The sequence below is a fragment of the Corynebacterium sp. HMSC069E04 genome (assembly GCF_001813175.1).
Classification (GTDB): Bacteria; Actinomycetota; Actinomycetes; order Mycobacteriales; family Mycobacteriaceae; genus Corynebacterium; species Corynebacterium aurimucosum.
On the sequence record NZ_KV811697.1, the window covers coordinates 41,150 to 56,458 of the forward strand.

At 62.8% G+C, this 15,309-nt stretch carries 18 protein-coding genes; 13 read left to right on the top strand and 5 right to left on the bottom strand.

Annotation, left to right across the window (positions count from 1 at the left end):
- The first annotated feature begins 72 nt into the window (after window positions 1–72).
- The 12 genes from HMPREF2896_RS11270 (at window position 73) to HMPREF2896_RS11325 (ending at window position 9,878) form a co-directional block, all read left to right on the top strand.
- Window positions 73–1,341: a glutamate-5-semialdehyde dehydrogenase gene (locus HMPREF2896_RS11270; protein ID WP_070719557.1), complete on the top strand. Its 1,269-nt coding sequence runs from the start codon at window positions 73–75 to the stop codon at window positions 1,339–1,341.
- 190 nt (window positions 1,342–1,531) lie between these two features.
- Window positions 1,532–2,437, top strand: a complete 906-nt coding sequence (locus HMPREF2896_RS11275; RefSeq protein WP_070719558.1) for a cutinase family protein — start codon at window positions 1,532–1,534, stop codon at window positions 2,435–2,437.
- 10 nt (window positions 2,438–2,447) lie between these two features.
- The gene (locus tag HMPREF2896_RS11280; protein WP_070719559.1) at window positions 2,448–3,305 is read left to right on the top strand and encodes a cutinase family protein; all 858 of its coding nucleotides are present in this window, start codon (window positions 2,448–2,450) and stop codon (window positions 3,303–3,305) included.
- The gene (gene nadD, locus HMPREF2896_RS11285) at window positions 3,298–3,915 is read left to right on the top strand and encodes a nicotinate-nucleotide adenylyltransferase (RefSeq protein ID WP_070711108.1); all 618 of its coding nucleotides are present in this window, start codon (window positions 3,298–3,300) and stop codon (window positions 3,913–3,915) included. The genes HMPREF2896_RS11280 and nadD overlap by 8 nt, the downstream gene beginning before the upstream one ends.
- 96 nt (window positions 3,916–4,011) lie before the next feature.
- A complete protein-coding gene (rsfS, locus tag HMPREF2896_RS11290) occupies window positions 4,012–4,479 on the top strand; it encodes a ribosome silencing factor (RefSeq protein WP_070447864.1) in 468 nt (155 codons plus the stop codon).
- Window positions 4,476–5,174 carry a histidine phosphatase family protein gene (locus tag HMPREF2896_RS11295; protein WP_070447867.1) on the top strand — a complete coding sequence of 233 codons (699 nt, stop codon included), beginning with the start codon at window positions 4,476–4,478 and terminating at the stop codon, window positions 5,172–5,174. Before rsfS ends, HMPREF2896_RS11295 begins: the two co-directional genes overlap by 4 nt.
- Window positions 5,174–5,962, top strand: coding sequence for a DegV family protein (locus HMPREF2896_RS11300; RefSeq protein ID WP_070447871.1), 789 nt, complete (start codon window positions 5,174–5,176; stop codon window positions 5,960–5,962). The genes HMPREF2896_RS11295 and HMPREF2896_RS11300 overlap by 1 nt, the downstream gene beginning before the upstream one ends.
- Before the next feature lie 104 nt (window positions 5,963–6,066).
- Entirely contained in the window at window positions 6,067–6,669 is a 603-nt protein-coding gene (locus tag HMPREF2896_RS11305) for a ComEA family DNA-binding protein (RefSeq protein WP_070719560.1), read from the top strand.
- Window positions 6,666–7,916, top strand: coding sequence for a ComEC/Rec2 family competence protein (locus HMPREF2896_RS11310; protein ID WP_070711106.1), 1,251 nt, complete (start codon window positions 6,666–6,668; stop codon window positions 7,914–7,916). The genes HMPREF2896_RS11305 and HMPREF2896_RS11310 overlap by 4 nt, the downstream gene beginning before the upstream one ends.
- Window positions 7,913–8,860 carry a DNA polymerase III subunit delta gene (gene holA / locus HMPREF2896_RS11315; RefSeq protein ID WP_070719561.1) on the top strand — a complete coding sequence of 316 codons (948 nt, stop codon included), beginning with the start codon at window positions 7,913–7,915 and terminating at the stop codon, window positions 8,858–8,860. The genes HMPREF2896_RS11310 and holA overlap by 4 nt, the downstream gene beginning before the upstream one ends.
- An 11-nt stretch (window positions 8,861–8,871) precedes the next feature.
- Entirely contained in the window at window positions 8,872–9,240 is a 369-nt protein-coding gene (locus tag HMPREF2896_RS11320) for an ankyrin repeat domain-containing protein (protein ID WP_046648995.1), read from the top strand.
- Window positions 9,237–9,878, top strand: coding sequence for a LysE family translocator (locus HMPREF2896_RS11325; RefSeq protein WP_070719562.1), 642 nt, complete (start codon window positions 9,237–9,239; stop codon window positions 9,876–9,878). Before HMPREF2896_RS11320 ends, HMPREF2896_RS11325 begins: the two co-directional genes overlap by 4 nt.
- Here the strand turns inward: HMPREF2896_RS11325 and HMPREF2896_RS11330 are convergent.
- The 4 genes from HMPREF2896_RS11330 to HMPREF2896_RS11345 form a co-directional block, all read right to left on the bottom strand.
- The gene (locus HMPREF2896_RS11330; protein WP_246824024.1) at window positions 9,875–11,053 is read right to left on the bottom strand and encodes a type II restriction enzyme; all 1,179 of its coding nucleotides are present in this window, start codon (window positions 11,051–11,053) and stop codon (window positions 9,875–9,877) included. The genes HMPREF2896_RS11325 and HMPREF2896_RS11330 overlap by 4 nt on opposite strands.
- A complete protein-coding gene (locus HMPREF2896_RS11335; RefSeq protein WP_070645329.1) occupies window positions 11,046–11,855 on the bottom strand; it encodes a DNA adenine methylase in 810 nt (269 codons plus the stop codon). The genes HMPREF2896_RS11330 and HMPREF2896_RS11335 overlap by 8 nt, the downstream gene beginning before the upstream one ends.
- Window positions 11,856–12,119: a 30S ribosomal protein S20 gene (rpsT, locus tag HMPREF2896_RS11340; protein WP_070447890.1), complete on the bottom strand. Its 264-nt coding sequence runs from the start codon at window positions 12,117–12,119 to the stop codon at window positions 11,856–11,858.
- A gap of 118 nt (window positions 12,120–12,237) precedes the next feature.
- Window positions 12,238–12,759 carry a type II toxin-antitoxin system PemK/MazF family toxin gene (locus HMPREF2896_RS11345; RefSeq protein WP_070447893.1) on the bottom strand — a complete coding sequence of 174 codons (522 nt, stop codon included), beginning with the start codon at window positions 12,757–12,759 and terminating at the stop codon, window positions 12,238–12,240.
- Between the two features lie 18 nt (window positions 12,760–12,777).
- Between HMPREF2896_RS11345 and lepA the strand changes: the two genes are divergently transcribed.
- Window positions 12,778–14,625, top strand: a complete 1,848-nt coding sequence (lepA, locus tag HMPREF2896_RS11350) for a translation elongation factor 4 (RefSeq protein ID WP_070447895.1) — start codon at window positions 12,778–12,780, stop codon at window positions 14,623–14,625.
- Between the two features lie 212 nt (window positions 14,626–14,837).
- On the opposite strand, the gene HMPREF2896_RS11355 is transcribed toward lepA, so the two are convergent.
- Window positions 14,838–15,047, bottom strand: coding sequence for a hypothetical protein (locus HMPREF2896_RS11355; RefSeq protein ID WP_070719564.1), 210 nt, complete (start codon window positions 15,045–15,047; stop codon window positions 14,838–14,840).
- Window positions 15,048–15,309: the final 262 nt, after the last annotated feature.

Sequence of the window (15,309 nt, forward strand, 5' to 3'; positions counted from 1 at the left end):
AAAGGCCGATCCGCGCCTATAGCTGCACAAAATTCCTGACAAGCGGGCAGACCTTCCGTACGCTGGTATGGCATGAGCAACACCGAACGTGAAGAAGTTCTGTCCAAAGCCCGCGCCGCCAAGGCGGTGGCGCCACAGTTCGCGCAGCTGCCCACCCCGCGCAAGAATGAAATCCTCCACCGCGCCGCTGAGAATCTGATTGCGCACACCGAGGACATCCTTGCTGCCAACCAGCTTGATATCGAGGCCGGCCGCGATAACGGCATGTCCGAGTCCCTCATCGACCGCCTGTCGCTGGACGCCGCCCGCATCGAGGGCATTGCCGGCGGCTTGCGCCAAGTGGCCTCCCTCCAAGACCCGGTAGGGGAGATCCTGCAGGGCCGCACCATGGATAACGGAATCCAGATGAAGCAGGTCCGTGTGCCGCTCGGCGTGATGGGTATGGTCTACGAGGCCCGCCCGAACGTCACCGTCGATGCCTTCGGCTTGGCCCTGAAGTCCGGAAACGTGCCGCTGCTGCGCGGTTCCAAGTCCGCGAAGAACTCCAACGCCAAGCTCGTGGAGCTCCTCCAGGACACCCTCGTGGAGTTCGATCTGCCGCGCGAAGGCGTGCAGCTTCTGCCCTGTGAGACCCATGATTCCGTGCAGGATCTCATCACCGCCCGTGGTTTGGTGGACCTGGTCATCCCGCGCGGCGGCGCACGCCTTATTAACGCCGTGGTGGAAAACGCCACCGTCCCTGCCATTGAGACGGGCACCGGCAATTGTCACTTTTACGTCGACGCTTCGGCTGACCTGGACAAGGCAATCGACATGGTGGTCAACGGCAAGACCCGCCGCACGTCCGTCTGCAATGCCACGGAGGGCGTGCTGATCGACGCCGCGCTGGACGACGCCTCGAAGCTCCGCATCATCACCTCCCTCCAGGAAGCCGGGGTCACCATCCACGGTGATGTCAAGGAGCTCGAAGCCTTCGGAGTCAAGGACGCCGTGGAGGCCACCGACGAAGAATGGCGCGAGGAATTCCTGTCCATGGATATCTGCGCCAAGGTGGTCGACGGTGTCGATGGCGCCATCGCACACATTGCTGAGTACACCACCGGCCACACCGAAGCCATTGCGGCTCAGGACGCCGACGTGCTGCTGTCTTTTGCCAATGAGGTAGATGCTGCAGCGGTCATGCTCAACGCCTCCACTGCTTTTACTGACGGTGAGGTCTACGGCATGGGCGCCGAGATCGGCATCTCTACCCAGAAGCTGCATGCGCGCGGCCCAATGGCTTTGCCGGAGCTGACGTCTACCAAGTGGGTGCTGCAGGGTACCGGCCAGACCCGCCCCTAGAACCAGCTCGAAAAGCTACTCGAAAGCTACTCGAAAAGAATTTTTCGAGTCTGACCTGCACAAAACACTCTACTCGAAAAGTTTTCGAGTAGAGTGTTTCGCCTTGTGCAGGGTTCGTGCCGCGCGGCGAAGGAGGACTGGGTACTCTAAAGCGCGGTAATAGCAAAGAACTGATTGGTGCCTTCCTCTCATGCTGTCCCGCATTGCTTCCTCCGTCGCCGCCGCCGTCGTGGCCGCGGCCGCTCTCATCGTCCCCCACCCCATTTCTGCACCCGCCGCGCATGCCGACGAACAGTGCCCCGCCGTGGTGGTCGTCGCCGCGCGCGGCTCCGGCCAGAACGGCCAAATCTACCCCACGCAGTATTCCAACCAGGGTGGCCGAGCCTCCAATGGGTGGGAGGGCGAATCCATCCGCGCCATGCTGCAGGGCGCCGAGGTGCGCTACCAAGCCACTCACGGCGGCAACTCGCTGATGAAGGACGTCTATGTGCTGGGGCTGGAGCCGCAATACTACCCGGCGACGTACCCGGAATACTCTGTTCCGAACGAGTCGGTTCCGAACACCGCGGCTGACCTCGTGCGCTTGGCCACGCAGTACGCCAACCCGGTCATCAACACCGCGGTCTCCGCCATCAACCAGTTCATGTACTCGGTCCAGACCGGCAGGCGCGGCGTTACCAGCGCGGTCAATAACTACGAAGCTTCCACAGGCTGCCATCCGCAATACATCCTCTCGGGCTACTCCCAGGGTGCTATGGTCCTGTCCAACCACGAGCTGGAGCTAGCCCACCGTGGCCAGCTTGCTGGTGTCGTGACCTTTGGTAACCCGCTGACCCGCGCCGGGGATCCGGCCGTTGTCGGCGCGACCCAGGGCGCGGGCGGCCCGATGGGCCACTTCCCGCAGCTGCGTGCCAACGTCAGCCGCGTGGACTACTGTTTGCCGCTCGACGCCGTGTGCGATCTTTCCGCCAACACCCTTTACGCCGCGCAGCCCACCGGAGGCTCCCACGGCCAGTACTTCTTCACCAACCACCAGTGGGATACCCAGGTCTACGATTCCATTGGCCGAATGGTGGATGACGTTCGTTTCCGCTAAACAGGAAAGGGTGAAGTCTCTTTCCTTATCTCTTGCGATATCCACTGCTGTGCTTGGCATGGCAGCCTCGGTGATGAGTGCGCCCGCGGCCTCGGCGGGTGGCGTTGAAACCTGCCCTGAGACCGTGGTGCTTGTCGCGCGCGGTTCGGACCAGAACGAGGAACAAGGCGAATACGTGGGCCCGCAGCGCTACTCCGCGAAGGCTCCAGAATCCACCGGTTTTGAGGGCCGTAACTTCGCCGCTCTGTTCCACCAGGTAGAGCAGCGCCACTCGGGCGCCATGGATGGTGTGTATGTGCTAGCACTGGACTCAGAGGCTTACCCGGCCGCCATGAACTTGCCGCCATTGGCGCAGGAAGGCGAGGACTTAGGCCCGCTGCAGCTGGTCCAGCGAGCGTTTGGGATTCTACAGCAGCACTCTCTTGGGGAGTTGGCTTATTCAGTGACATTCGGGGCCGTCGAGAGTCTGCGCACCGGTGCCCGCAATGCCCCGAAGGTGGTAGACAACTATGAGGCCACCACCGGTTGCCGCCCACAGTGGGTAGCTGCCGGCTACTCGCAAGGAGCGCTTGTTGCAACGAGCGTGGAGGGCCATTTGGCCGAAACCGGGCGCCTGCACGCCATGCTCACCTTCGGCAACCCGCTTCACCAGGTCCCGTGGGCTAAGAACCGCGCCGGGCTCCCAGGGAATCGCTTTGTCGATTACTGCCTAGACGGTGATTTCGTGTGCGACTTTTCCCTCGACGCCGCCAACCGCGCTTTAGCCACCAAAGCGGAGCGTCACGCCTCCTATTTCTTGGGGGAGCCTTCCGGGCAGGACGTGCAGGTCATTGATGCGGTGGCCGGTATACTCACCAGCCATGACTAGTCCACAACGCATCGGCATCATGGGTGGCACCTTCGACCCCATCCATAATGGTCACCTCGTCGCCGCCAGCGAGGTAGCCCACCGCTTCCGCCTCGACACGGTGGTCTTCGTGCCCACCGGCCAGCCCTGGCAAAAGGCCGATAAGCAGGTCACCGCCGCCGAGCACCGGTACCTGATGACCATGGTGGCCACCGCATCAAACCCGCGCTTTACCGTCTCCCGCGTAGACATTGACCGCGAGGGGCCCACGTACACCATCGATACGTTGCGTGATTTGCGCGGAATTTTCCCAGATGCCGAACTCTTCTTCATTACTGGTGCCGACTCGGTGGCGTCCATCATGAGTTGGCGCAACTGGGAAGAGATGCTGGAGATGGCCCATTTCGTTGGCGTTACTCGTCCCGGCTATGAGCTGCGCAAAGACATGCTGCCGGAGGATTCGCAGGATGACATCGAGCTGATTGAGATCCCCGCCATGGCCATTTCCTCCACCGATTGCCGCGCCCGCGCCCAGCAGGGCCAGCCGGTGTGGTACCTCGTACCCGATGGGGTAGTGCAATACATTGCCAAGAACCACCTTTATGGCCCGCACCCGGAAAAGCCCCTGTAGCCTCCGCGCGTCCTTGAGGGGGAATTCGACTAGGAAAATGAGCCTTGTCGTGTAAGACTAGAGTTCTTAAGAAAACGTAACTGTGTAGGGATTGTCATGTCGATTACTGATGAAGCACGCCAGATGGCGGAAACCGCCGCCTTGGCTGCGGATGAAAAGCTGGCCACCAACATCGCCGCTATTGACGTTTCCGACGTGCTGGCGATTACCGAGGTCTTCGTCTTGGCCTCCGCCGATACCGAGCGCCAGGTGGGGTCCATCGTGGAGGAAGTTGAAGACGAGCTGACCAAGAAGGGCTTTGAACCCAAGCGCCGCGAAGGCAATCGTGAGAACCGTTGGGTCCTGCTCGATTACGGCCCCATCGTGGTCCACGTCCAGCGCAACGATCAGCGCGAGTTCTACGGCCTAGACCGCCTGTACCACGACTGCCCGCTTCTCGACATCCCCGGTCTGGACACCCCGGAACGCCCCGGCGAGTGGTCTGATGAAGTCAACCCGCGCGATGTTGAATCGATCGATGAGATTCCCCTGGCCCAGCCAGAGCCGGAAGACGACGAATTATGACCCGCCGCCTCCTCCTCATCCGCCACGGCCAGACCACCTACAACGCCACCGGCCGGATGCAGGGGCACTTGGACACCGAGCTATCAGAGGTAGGCTACTCGCAGGCGCGCGCGGCTGCTGACCTGCTCGAGGGCAAAGACATCACCGCGATCCTCTCCTCGGATCTCATCCGTGCCCGCGACACCGCGGAGATCATCGCTCGTCAGTTGGGGCTTGAGGTGTCCGTCGATAAGCGCCTGCGCGAAACCCACCTGGGTGAGTGGCAGGGGATGACATCGGCTGAAGTGGACGAGCAGTTTCCCGGGGCACGTGCGCTGTGGCGCCACGACCCCACCTGGGCCCCGCCCCAGGGTGAGAGCCGCGTCGACGTGGCTAACCGCGCGCGCCCCGTTATTGATGAGCTCATGCAGAAACATCCGCAGTGGGATGAGGGTGCGGTGCTTGTCGTCGCGCACGGCGGTGCTATTTCCGCGCTGACCTGCCACCTTTTAGGCCTTGAGCACCACCAGTATGGAATCCTCTCCGGGTTGAAGAATACCCACTGGTCGCAGCTGACCGCGCGGCCCGAATTCGATGCCGCTCGTCCGCTGTCCCCGCTGCAATTCACCCCGGAGAACGTCGCCCGCGCCCAGTGGTACTTCGACGGCTGGAACATGGGTGGTGCTGTCGTTGGTGGTGCAGGGGCGGACGTCTAGTGATTCGCGTCGTCACCGATTCCGCTGCGGGCTTGCCGGCGGATATCGTCGAGGAGCTTGGAATCTGCGTCGTCGACTTGCACGTCATGGAAAGCCACGGCAAGGACGGCGCGGAGCTGTCCACCTCGGGTCTGACTGCCCTCGAATTGGCCGCTTTATACGGCCGTCAGATGGAGCGCTCCGGCGATGACGGGGTGCTGGCCATTCACCTCTCGAAGGAGCTGTCCTCGACGTGGTCGGCGGCGGTGACTGCCTCCGGCGTTTTCCCCGATACCGTGCGTGTTATCGATTCCGGTACCGCCGGCATGGCGATGGGCGCGGCTGCGATGGCGGCGGCCAAGCTTGCCCAGGAAGGCGCTTCACTCGACGAGTGCTATGCCGCAGCCATCAATACCCTTGAGCGCGGGCACACCTGGGTCTATCTCAACTCAACGGAGGAGCTTCGCCGTTCCGGGCGCATGTCTGCGGCCACGGCGATGCTGTCCACCGCGCTGCTCGCTACCAAACCCATCATGGCCATCCAAGGCGGCAAGCTGGAGATGGTGGGCAAGACCCGCACCCAAACTAAGGCCTTTACCAAGCTCGTGGACCTGGTGGCCTCCCGCGCGGAGGGCAATCCGGCGTTCATCGCGGTGCAGTACAACGAGGATAAGGTTTCGGCCCGCCGGCTGGAGGACTTGCTGCGCTTGGCGCTGCCGGATTCTTCCTTCATGCTGGTGCCGCTTACCGACGTCCTCTCCGTCCATGTCGGCCCTGGGGCCATCGGCGTCTCCGCAGTCTTTAGCTGACGGCGGAGCCGAGCTAAAGACGTTGTTGATGCCTTCAACAAGTTATCCACAGGCTGCGGCTTAAGCCCTCGACGGGGGTGAGGGCGCTGCGTAGCGTCGCGGGCATGAATGCCATTGCTGATCGCCTCCGTGACCTCACCCGCCCAACCGGCGAAGAAGAACTGCTCAACGTCGATTTCCCGCGCGTGCGCGTGCCACCCTGGCTGGCGCTTGTCGCGGCGGGCGTGGCCGGCGTTGCGCTCCTGGCCTGGCTGGGGATGAGCCGTAGTGCGGAGAACCCCTATGAGGTGGCCGCGCCGAGCAGCGAGGTAGCGGCCGATATCGTGGTCTCTGTCGTGGGGGAGGTAGAGCAGCCGGGGCTGGTGACCCTGGCGCCGGGTGCGCGCATCAACGACGCCCTCGAGGTGGCGCGCCCGCGCGTGCCCACCGATAACCTCAACCTGGCGCAGAAGCTTAACGACGGCGAACAGATCACCGTCGGCGCTCCTGCCGCTGCCCCGGGTGCTGCTGACGATGGCACTATCTCCCTCAACTCGGCTTCCGCCGAAGAGCTCACCGAGCTTCCCGGGGTGGGGCCGGCCACGGCCGCGGCGATCATCGCGCACCGCGAGGAGGTCGGCAGCTTCACCACCGTGGAGCAGCTCATGGATGTCTCCGGCATTGGTCCGGCGAAGTTTGCGCAGCTGAAGGATAAGGTCCGTCCGTGAGGGAACTACGGCTCGTGCCTGCCGCGGTAGTGGCGTGGTTGGCCACGCTCTCAGTGCTTTTCGGCCACCCGTGGCTGTTGTGCGGGCTCGTGCTTTTCGCTTTCGCGCGCGGTCAGTGGCGCGGGCAGGGCATTTTATGTGCGGCGAGCGGAGTCATCTTCGCCGCCCTGGCTTATGTGCGCTCGGTGCGCGCCGCGGGCTTTCACTTCGGCTCGGAGGTGACGGGAAAGCTTGCCGCCGATCCGGTTCAGACGGCATCCGGGTGGATGGTGCGCCTGCGCGTGCCGGGCTACCCGGCGCAGCTGCCGGTCTTCCTCAAAGAAAAACCGGAGGCCTTTGGCGGCTCGCTGGTGACGGTGCACGGCCACCCCGGCCCCTCGGATCAGGTTGGCGTGGGTACAACCGTCTTTAGTGGCGAGCTCACCGCGCACGCCCATAGCTGGACGGCAGCGGTGGCAGAAAACTTCCGCGCCGTGTGCGATAACGGCCTCATCCCCGGCATGGTGCTGGGCGATACCAGCCTGCAAAGCCCCGAGGACAAGCAGCTCTACATCGATACCGGACTATCGCATTTGAGCGCCGTGTCCGGATCCAACGTTGCCATCGTGTGTACCGCGGCCGCGTTGGTGGTGTCGGGGCAGCGGGTGCGGGTGGGGGCGTCGGCAAGCGCGTTGGCGTTATTCGTAGCGCTGGTGGGGTGGGAGCCCTCCGTCCAACGCGCCACCGTTGCCGGGCTGGCGGGTCTAGTAGCGGTGCTGAACTCTTCGAGGATGGAACCGCTGCACGCGCTGTCCCTCGGGGTGCTCTTCCTACTGGCGGCGGATAGCGACCTAGCCGTCAGCTTCGGCTTCGCGCTTTCCGTGGCGGCCACCGCCGGCATCGTGGTGCTCAGCCCCCTGTTGCTACGGGTGCTGGGGACTGGCATCGTTGCGCGAGCCTTCGCTGTGGCCATTGCCGCGGATATCGTGACCATGCCGCTCATCGCGTTGATGACCGGGCGGGTCTCGGTGGTTTCTGTGATTGCTAACGTGCTGGTGGCGCCTGTCGTGCCGGTCATCACCGTCGTGGGTCTCATCGCCGCCGCGCTCGCGCAGGTGGGGCTGGGCAGGCCGCTTGTTATCCTCATCGAACCGCTGGCGGATTGGATCCACCTCGTCGCCTCCTCCATGCCGGTGACCACCGTGGCGGCGGGGCCCGTTGCGATGCTCCTTCTCTGTGGGTGGGTCATTGCGGCGTTGCTAAGATGACAGGCATGTCTTCAGCCCCCGTGCACCTCATTCTCGGCGATGATGAATTCCTGGCCGAGCGCGCCCGCCTGAGTATCCAACACGGCGAGGTAACCAAGCTCAAGGCCTCCGAGGTGAGCGAAGGCGAAATCCTGGAAGCGACCAGTCCGTCGTTGTTCGGGGAAGACCGCGTCATCGTCATCAGTGACGTGGAGAGGGTCGGCAAGGAGGTCACGAAGATCCTTCTCGATGCCTGCGCCAACCCCATGCCTGGTATCACGCTCATCCTGATGTACTCGGTGACGGCGAAGACGCTGAAGAAAAAGAAGAAGCCGCCGGAGCTCATCGCGGCGCTGCGCAAGACGGCCGAGGTGCATGAGGTCTTCTCCCTCTACCCGAACGAGCTCGCGCAGTGGGCTACCCGGGAGTTCGCCTCGCATGGGGTGCGCCCCACCCCGGATGTGGTGCAGGCGCTTCTCGACGGCGTCGGCTCCGACCTACGCGAACTCGCCTCCGCCATCTCCCAGTTGGTCTTCGATACGGGGGGCAAGGTAACCCGCGAGGCGGTGCACGCGTATTACGTGGGCGTGGCTGAGGTAGCCAACTGGGATATTGCGGATGCTGCTGTGGCTGGCCGCGTGGAGGCGGCGGTCTCCACGTGCCGCCGGGCGCTGCAGTTGGGGGCGAGCCCTGTGGCCATCGCCTCTGCTCTGGCCAACAAGGTGGGCAACATCGCGCGCCTCTACTCCGCGCGCGGGGATCAGTACTCGCTGGCCTCCCAGACCGGGATGGCGCCCTATGCGGTGAAGCTCACGCAGCCCGTGGCGCGGCGCTGGTCGGGGGAGAATATCACCAAGGCCGTCATCCTCATGGCGGAGCTGGATGCTGCGGTCAAGGGACAAGGCGGTGATGAAGATTTCGCCATCGAGGCGGCCGTTAAACGGGTGGCGGAGCTGGCGCGCTAGACTAACCCTCCATGGATGATATCCAGAACTTTGCCACCAAGCTTTTCGACTTTGCCCGTAACGGCGATGCCACGCTGCTCGAGTACATCAAGCAGGGCGTCAACGTGGACATGGTGAACCAGGATGGGCAGTCCTTCATCATGCTTGCCGCCTATCATGGCCATGCGGAGCTGGTACGCCAGCTCGCTGCGGCGGGGGCCGACGTCAACCTCCTCAACGATCGCGGCCAGTCGCCACTGGCCGGGGCGATTTTTAAGAAGGAGGACGCGGTGATCGACGCGCTTCTCGACGCCGGCGCCGACCCCTCCGCCGGCCAGCCCAACGCCCTCGACTCGGCTCGCATGTTCGGCCGTGAGGATCTGCTCGAGCGCCTGTCATGAGCTGGTCCGCGTTTGCGGCCATCCTCCTGATGAACCTCGTCGGTGCGGCAGCACCCGGCCCCGACATCGTCCTGGTGACGCGCTATGCTACGCGCTCGCGCCGCCACGCCATCGCGGCAGCAACCGGCATCCAGGTGGGCGTGCTGTTCTGGTGCACGCTGACCGTGTTCGGCGCGGCCGCCCTGCTCACCGCCTTCCCCGGCGTCCTCTCCCTGATTCAGGTGATTGGCGGTTGCTTCCTCGTCTTCATGGGCGTGCTCTCCATCCGTTCCGGGCTGGAGCTGCGCAAGCAACCGCCGGTGGATGAGGAAGAGGCGGCCGCTCGCTTGGGCTCGGTGGGCAAGGTCTTCCGCACGGGTTTGGCCACCAACCTGTCCAACCCGAAGATCGTGCTCTTCCTCGCCGCTATGGTCGCCCCGTTGTTGCCGCCGCACCCGCCGGTGTGGGTATCGGTGGCGCTGGTGCTGAGTTTGTCGTTGTCGAGCTACCTGCTCTTCGTCTTCCTCTCGACGGTCATTTCTACCCGCGCGATTCGCCGCCGCCTCCTCGTCGCAGGCCCGTGGATCGACATCGCCTCCGGCGTTTTCTTCGTGGTGGCTGGCTGCGCCCTGGTGTGGGCCGGCATCCAGGCCGCCTAGGCCTGGTTGAGGAGCTCCGCCAGCCACTGCGACCACGCCGCGACCGTGCCGGAGCGGCGGCGCAGGGTCGTATCGTTGAGTCCCAGATTGGCCGCGCGCATGAAGACCATTGCCTCTTCTTTATTCACCGCTCGGCGGGTAGTCACGACGTGCTGCACCATGTCCCGGAGCACCGGCCGGGAGGCCAGCGCCTCGATGAGGGTGAGGTTGCGTTCATCGCGCGTGCCGCTGAGTTTGCTTAGGCCTAAGTAGCGGGCGGCGTTGGTGTAATAATCCGCCTGGCGCGGGGTAAAACCAAATTCCTCGGGCATCTCCGCTTTGTCCACTGGGTTCTCCAGCAGGCTGATGACCCTTGCAAAGGAGTCCGCCTGGGGGAAGGGAACGCGCGTGCCCTCGACCTGCGTGCGCGCCAGCACCGCGCGCACCGTCGCCTCAGTCACGCCAGACTCGCCCAAAACATAGCGCGCCGCGCTGACCAGCTCGATGCTGCGGAAGTCCTCCGGCTGCCTAAACGCGTAGCGGTAGAAGTGGAAGATGCCGTTGGAATAGACCACGTAGACCGGCACCACTTCCTTCTCCAAGGCCAGCGAGAAGCGCCGGAAAGGGAAGTAGAGCTGGCGGATGTTGAAGTCGGGGGAGAGGTGGTTCTTCGCCTCCACGAGCACGAGGTGCTCGGCGGACTCGAAGCCGGCATCAATCTCCATCTGGGCGCGGTCCACCACCACGTCGCGCCCGCCGATACGCATGGGCAGAGTGAGCGTCGACATGCGCCCGCTGACCGTCGGCACCAGCTCACCGCCCAGGAAATCATCGAGCATGCCGCTTAAGCTCGCCGCGGTGAGTGCGGCGGCCTCCGAGGTCAGGTTCTCGAAGTCAATGGACTTAATGTGGCGGGGAACCGGCATCGACTTCAGCGGCCCGGCTTGCTCCGGGAAAGGCTGGTACAGGTCAAAGCGGCCAATGAGATAGGCATCGCGGCGAATCGGCAGCATGGATAACCCGTGCTCTCGAAAGACCTCGGGGCGCGCTGCCGAAAAGTCATGCTTGGCCATCAACCGTGGCTCGCGGTCCGATAGCTCCTTAATCTTCGCGGCGGGCAATATCGCGAAACCCTGGTCCGCGATGTCGGCGGCGATGTGAGGGTAGACGAGGTCCCAAGCGGCGTCGTTAAGCATAATTGCGCACGAGCACCTCATCGACCTTGCCGCGCTTCGAGGCCACGGAATTGACCGCGCGCGTGGCACCCACAATGTCGATGCGGTAGTCCGCGTACAACTCCTTGATGAAGTCCGTCGCCGAATTCGACAGCAGGAACTTCACCCCGCGGGCGTTGAGGTCGTCGCAGGTTTCCTTCAGCCGAATCTGGTCCGCGCGGCCAAAACCACCCGACTGGTAGCCGGTGAAATTGCTCGTGGGGTTGACCGGATCATAGGGCGGATCGAAATAAACGAAATCCCCTTCGTTGGCCTCCACCGCAGCGTAGTCGCCGTTATAAAACGTCACGTCGTGGGTGGACAAGTACTCCGAGACTGCGCGCAGATTGGGTTCATCGCAAATCTTCGGGTTGGCATAGCGGCCAAACGGGGCATTGAACTGGCCGGCGTTATTCACCCGGTAAAGCCCGTTGTAGCAGGTCTTATTCAAATAAATCGTGCGGGCAGCCCGTTCGACAGGGCTTAAGTGCGCAAAACCCGGCTCGCGGTCGCGGGCGCGCATCTCGTAGAAGAAATCCGAATCATTCGGATAGCCCTTTAACAGGGCGATGAGCTCGTCCACGTTATCGCGGACCACCTCGTAGACGGTGATGAGCTCGGTGTTCAGGTCATTGACCCGGGCGCGTTCGGGCGCCAAAGAAAAAAGAACCGCTCCACCGCCCAAGAAAGGTTCGACATAAGTGTCGAAGCTCTCGGGCAGCACGGAGTGGATAACGGGCAGCAGTTGACGCTTTCCCCCGACCCACTTCAGGAGCGGTTTCATTTAGGCCATCTTGTTGAAGGCGGTGGCCATGCCGGACTTCTTGTTAGCCGCGGTGTTGCGGTGGAAGACGCCCTTAGACACGGACTTGTCCAGTGCGCGGGAGGCAACGCGCAGCTGCTTCTCGGCTGCAGCCTTGTCGCCAGCGGCGACGGCCTCACGGAACTTGCGGATCTCGGTACGCACGGCGGAGCGTACGGACTTGTTGCGCTGACGAGCCTTCTCGTTGGTTAGGATGCGCTTCTGCTTGGACTTGATGTTTGCCATCGTTATACCTCTTAGAGTCGTAGGAATGTGCAACCGAGGAAGGCGGACCCAAGGTCCTGACCGCCAGCGTGCCCCGGCATCCCAAAAAATTTAGCAGGGCGCGGGCCGAATCCCCAAATCAGGCCCAGTGATAACGCGAGCGTAGCCGGTTGGCAATGCGTTCGAAGCGGCGTTCTGGGAAGAGTGTGCCTTGCCGGCGGCATTGTTCCTCGGAGATTTCCAGCACGCGGTCCATCCGCACCCAGCACTGCCGGCCGGATTCGTCCCATTCGCCGGTGCCGATATCGAGCCATTCCTCCTTGTTGGCGTGGCCCGGGTTGGAGGAGATGAGCAGGCCCAGCACGGTGGTGCGCGTGCGCGAGACAATCAGCACGGCGCGCTCGCGCGGCGGGGATTGCTTGCCATCCGAGGGCGCCCATACCCACACGACTTCCCCGGAGTCTGCCTGCCCGTCCATGTCGGGGGTGAAGAAGACGCTGCGCGGGTGGGCGTCAGCGCACTCGACGCGAATGTCGGCGGCTTTGCGGGGTTCCGTTACGGAATCATTCTGGTTTAGTCCTAGGCCTTCGGTGATGCGCTCGAGACCGACGTCGACAGGCTCAGGGCCTCCGATACCGAGAATGCGTGCCAACCTAGACATGTCGTCTATTCTAAACACATGTCTACAAACTTCGCGGCCACTACGTTTACGGATCCGTCCAAGATCCGAAACTTTTGCATTATCGCCCACATCGACCACGGCAAGTCGACGCTGGCTGATCGCATCCTGCAGTTGTCGCAGGTGGTGGAGGAGCGCGACATGCGCGACCAATACCTCGACAACATGGATATCGAGCGTGAGCGCGGCATCACCATTAAGGCGCAGAACGTGCGCCTGCCCTGGATTCCTCAATCTGGTGCCATGAAGGGGGAGGAGATCGTCATGCAGATGATCGATACCCCCGGCCACGTGGACTTTACCTACGAGGTCTCGCGCGCGCTCGAAGCCTGTGAGGGCGCCATCCTGCTTGTCGACGCCGCCCAAGGCATCGAAGCCCAAACCCTGGCCAACCTCTACCTGGCCATGGAAAATGACCTGGAGATCATCCCGGTCCTCAACAAGATTGACCTGCCGGCAGCCGATCCGGAGAAGTACGCCCTGGAGATTGCCCACATCATCGGCTGTGAGCCGGAAGAGGTGTTGCGCGTTTCCGGCAAGACCGGCGAGGGCGTGCCGGAGCTGCTGGATAAGGTGGCGGAGCTTATCCCGGCACCGACGTCCGAGTTCGGCGAGGATGCCCCGGCCCGCGCGATGGTCTTCGACTCCGTTTACGACACCTACCGTGGCGTGGTGACCTATATCCGCATGATGGACGGCAAGCTGACCCCGCGCCAGAAGGTCACCATGATGGCCACGGGTACCAACCATGAGCTGCTGGAGGTGGGCATTGTCAGCCCGACCATGCAGAAGTGTAAGGGGCTGGGCCCGGGTGAGGTGGGCTACCTGATTACTGGCGTGAAGAACGTGCGTGAGACCAAGGTGGGTGACACGATTACGTGGGCGTCGAATGGCGCGAGCGAGCCGCTCAAGGGCTATGCCGACCCGAACCCTATGGTCTACTCCGGCCTGTTCCCCATCTCCCAGGCAGACTTCCCGGACCTGCGTGATGCGCTGGAGAAACTGCAGCTTAACGACGCCTCCCTCACCTTCGAGCCCGAGACCTCCGTCGCCCTAGGCTTCGGCTTCCGCTGCGGGTTCTTGGGCCTGCTGCACATGGAAATCACGCGCGACCGTCTGGAGCGCGAGTTTGGCTTGGACTTGATTTCCACGGCACCGTCGGTGACCTACCGCGTGGTGGCGGAGGATGGCGAGGAATCTATGGTGCACAACCCGTCTGACTGGCCCAGCGGCAAGCTGCGTGAGGTCTACGAGCCGATTGTGAAGATGACCATCATCGTGCCGGAGGAGTTTGTGGGCCCGACGATGGAGCTGTGTCAGTCCAAGCGCGGCCAGATGGGCGGCATGGACTACCTGTCTGAGGACCGCGTGGAGCTGCGCTACACCATGCCGCTGGGTGAAATCATCTTCGACTTCTTCGACATGTTGAAGTCCCGTACCAAGGGCTACGCTTCCCTCAACTACGAGGAGGCTGGCGAGCAGCTGGCGGACCTGGTGAAGGTGGATATCCTGCTTAACGGTGATCCGGTGGATGCCTTCTCTGCGATTGTGCACCGCGATTCCGCGCAGTGGTACGGCAATAAGATGACGAAGAAGCTCAAGGAGCTCATCCCACGCCAGCAATTCGAGGTGCCCGTCCAGGCGGCGATTGGTTCGAAGATCATCGCGCGTGAAAATATCCGAGCGATGCGCAAGGACGTGTTGGCCAAGTGCTACGGCGGCGATATTTCGCGTAAGCGGAAGCTTCTGGAGAAGCAGAAGGCCGGTAAGAAGCGCATGAAGTCCATCGGCTCCGTGTCCGTGCCGCAGGAGGCCTTCGTCGCGGCGCTGTCCACGGACGCTGAATAAGAAAGCCGTCGCCCATAGCATGGCATCGGGCCTGCAAAATCCATCAGCGTGGTCACGGCCGGCACTGGTTGCACTGACGGCGCAGGCCCCACGCCCACGCGCTGGCGGAAGTTCACCCCCGCTCCGGCTCACCCACGTCGAGGGCTGGATTGGTCCGCATGAGCTTGCATGATCTAGCTCTGCGTATTACCTAGTTTGGTGCTCCGGCTGGGTTACTCGGCGTTGAATGAGTAGCTGCCGGTGAGCTGGTTGTGGATTGTCACCGAGTAGTTCTGGCCGTTGGCGTTGGCACCTTCCACAAGCATGTCGAGCTCTTGGGCGTTGTAATAGCGGCTCAGACCCACGTACAGGATGAGCAGGAGGAAACCGCCCACGACTGCAATAGTGGTGACAATCTTCCACGAACTTACTGGGTTGGTCACGAATAGCCCTTTCCTGGGTAAGAGTCTTTCCTGCAGGTACAAACACGATAACAAGCGGGACAGTGCGTCTTGTCCCTTAACGGGCTGTGGGTGCACCTACAGCATGGGGCCAGTGGGCCGGAGGCAACTGGTGTTCATCGAGATCCCCGTCAACCATCTTCCAGTCTTCGGGTGCGCTGTCCCTGGGATCGCCGAGGCCCCGTCAGTCTGGCTTTGGTTGGCGCGTCTCATCCTTTAAGGGCTTAAACCCGGCCTTACTGTC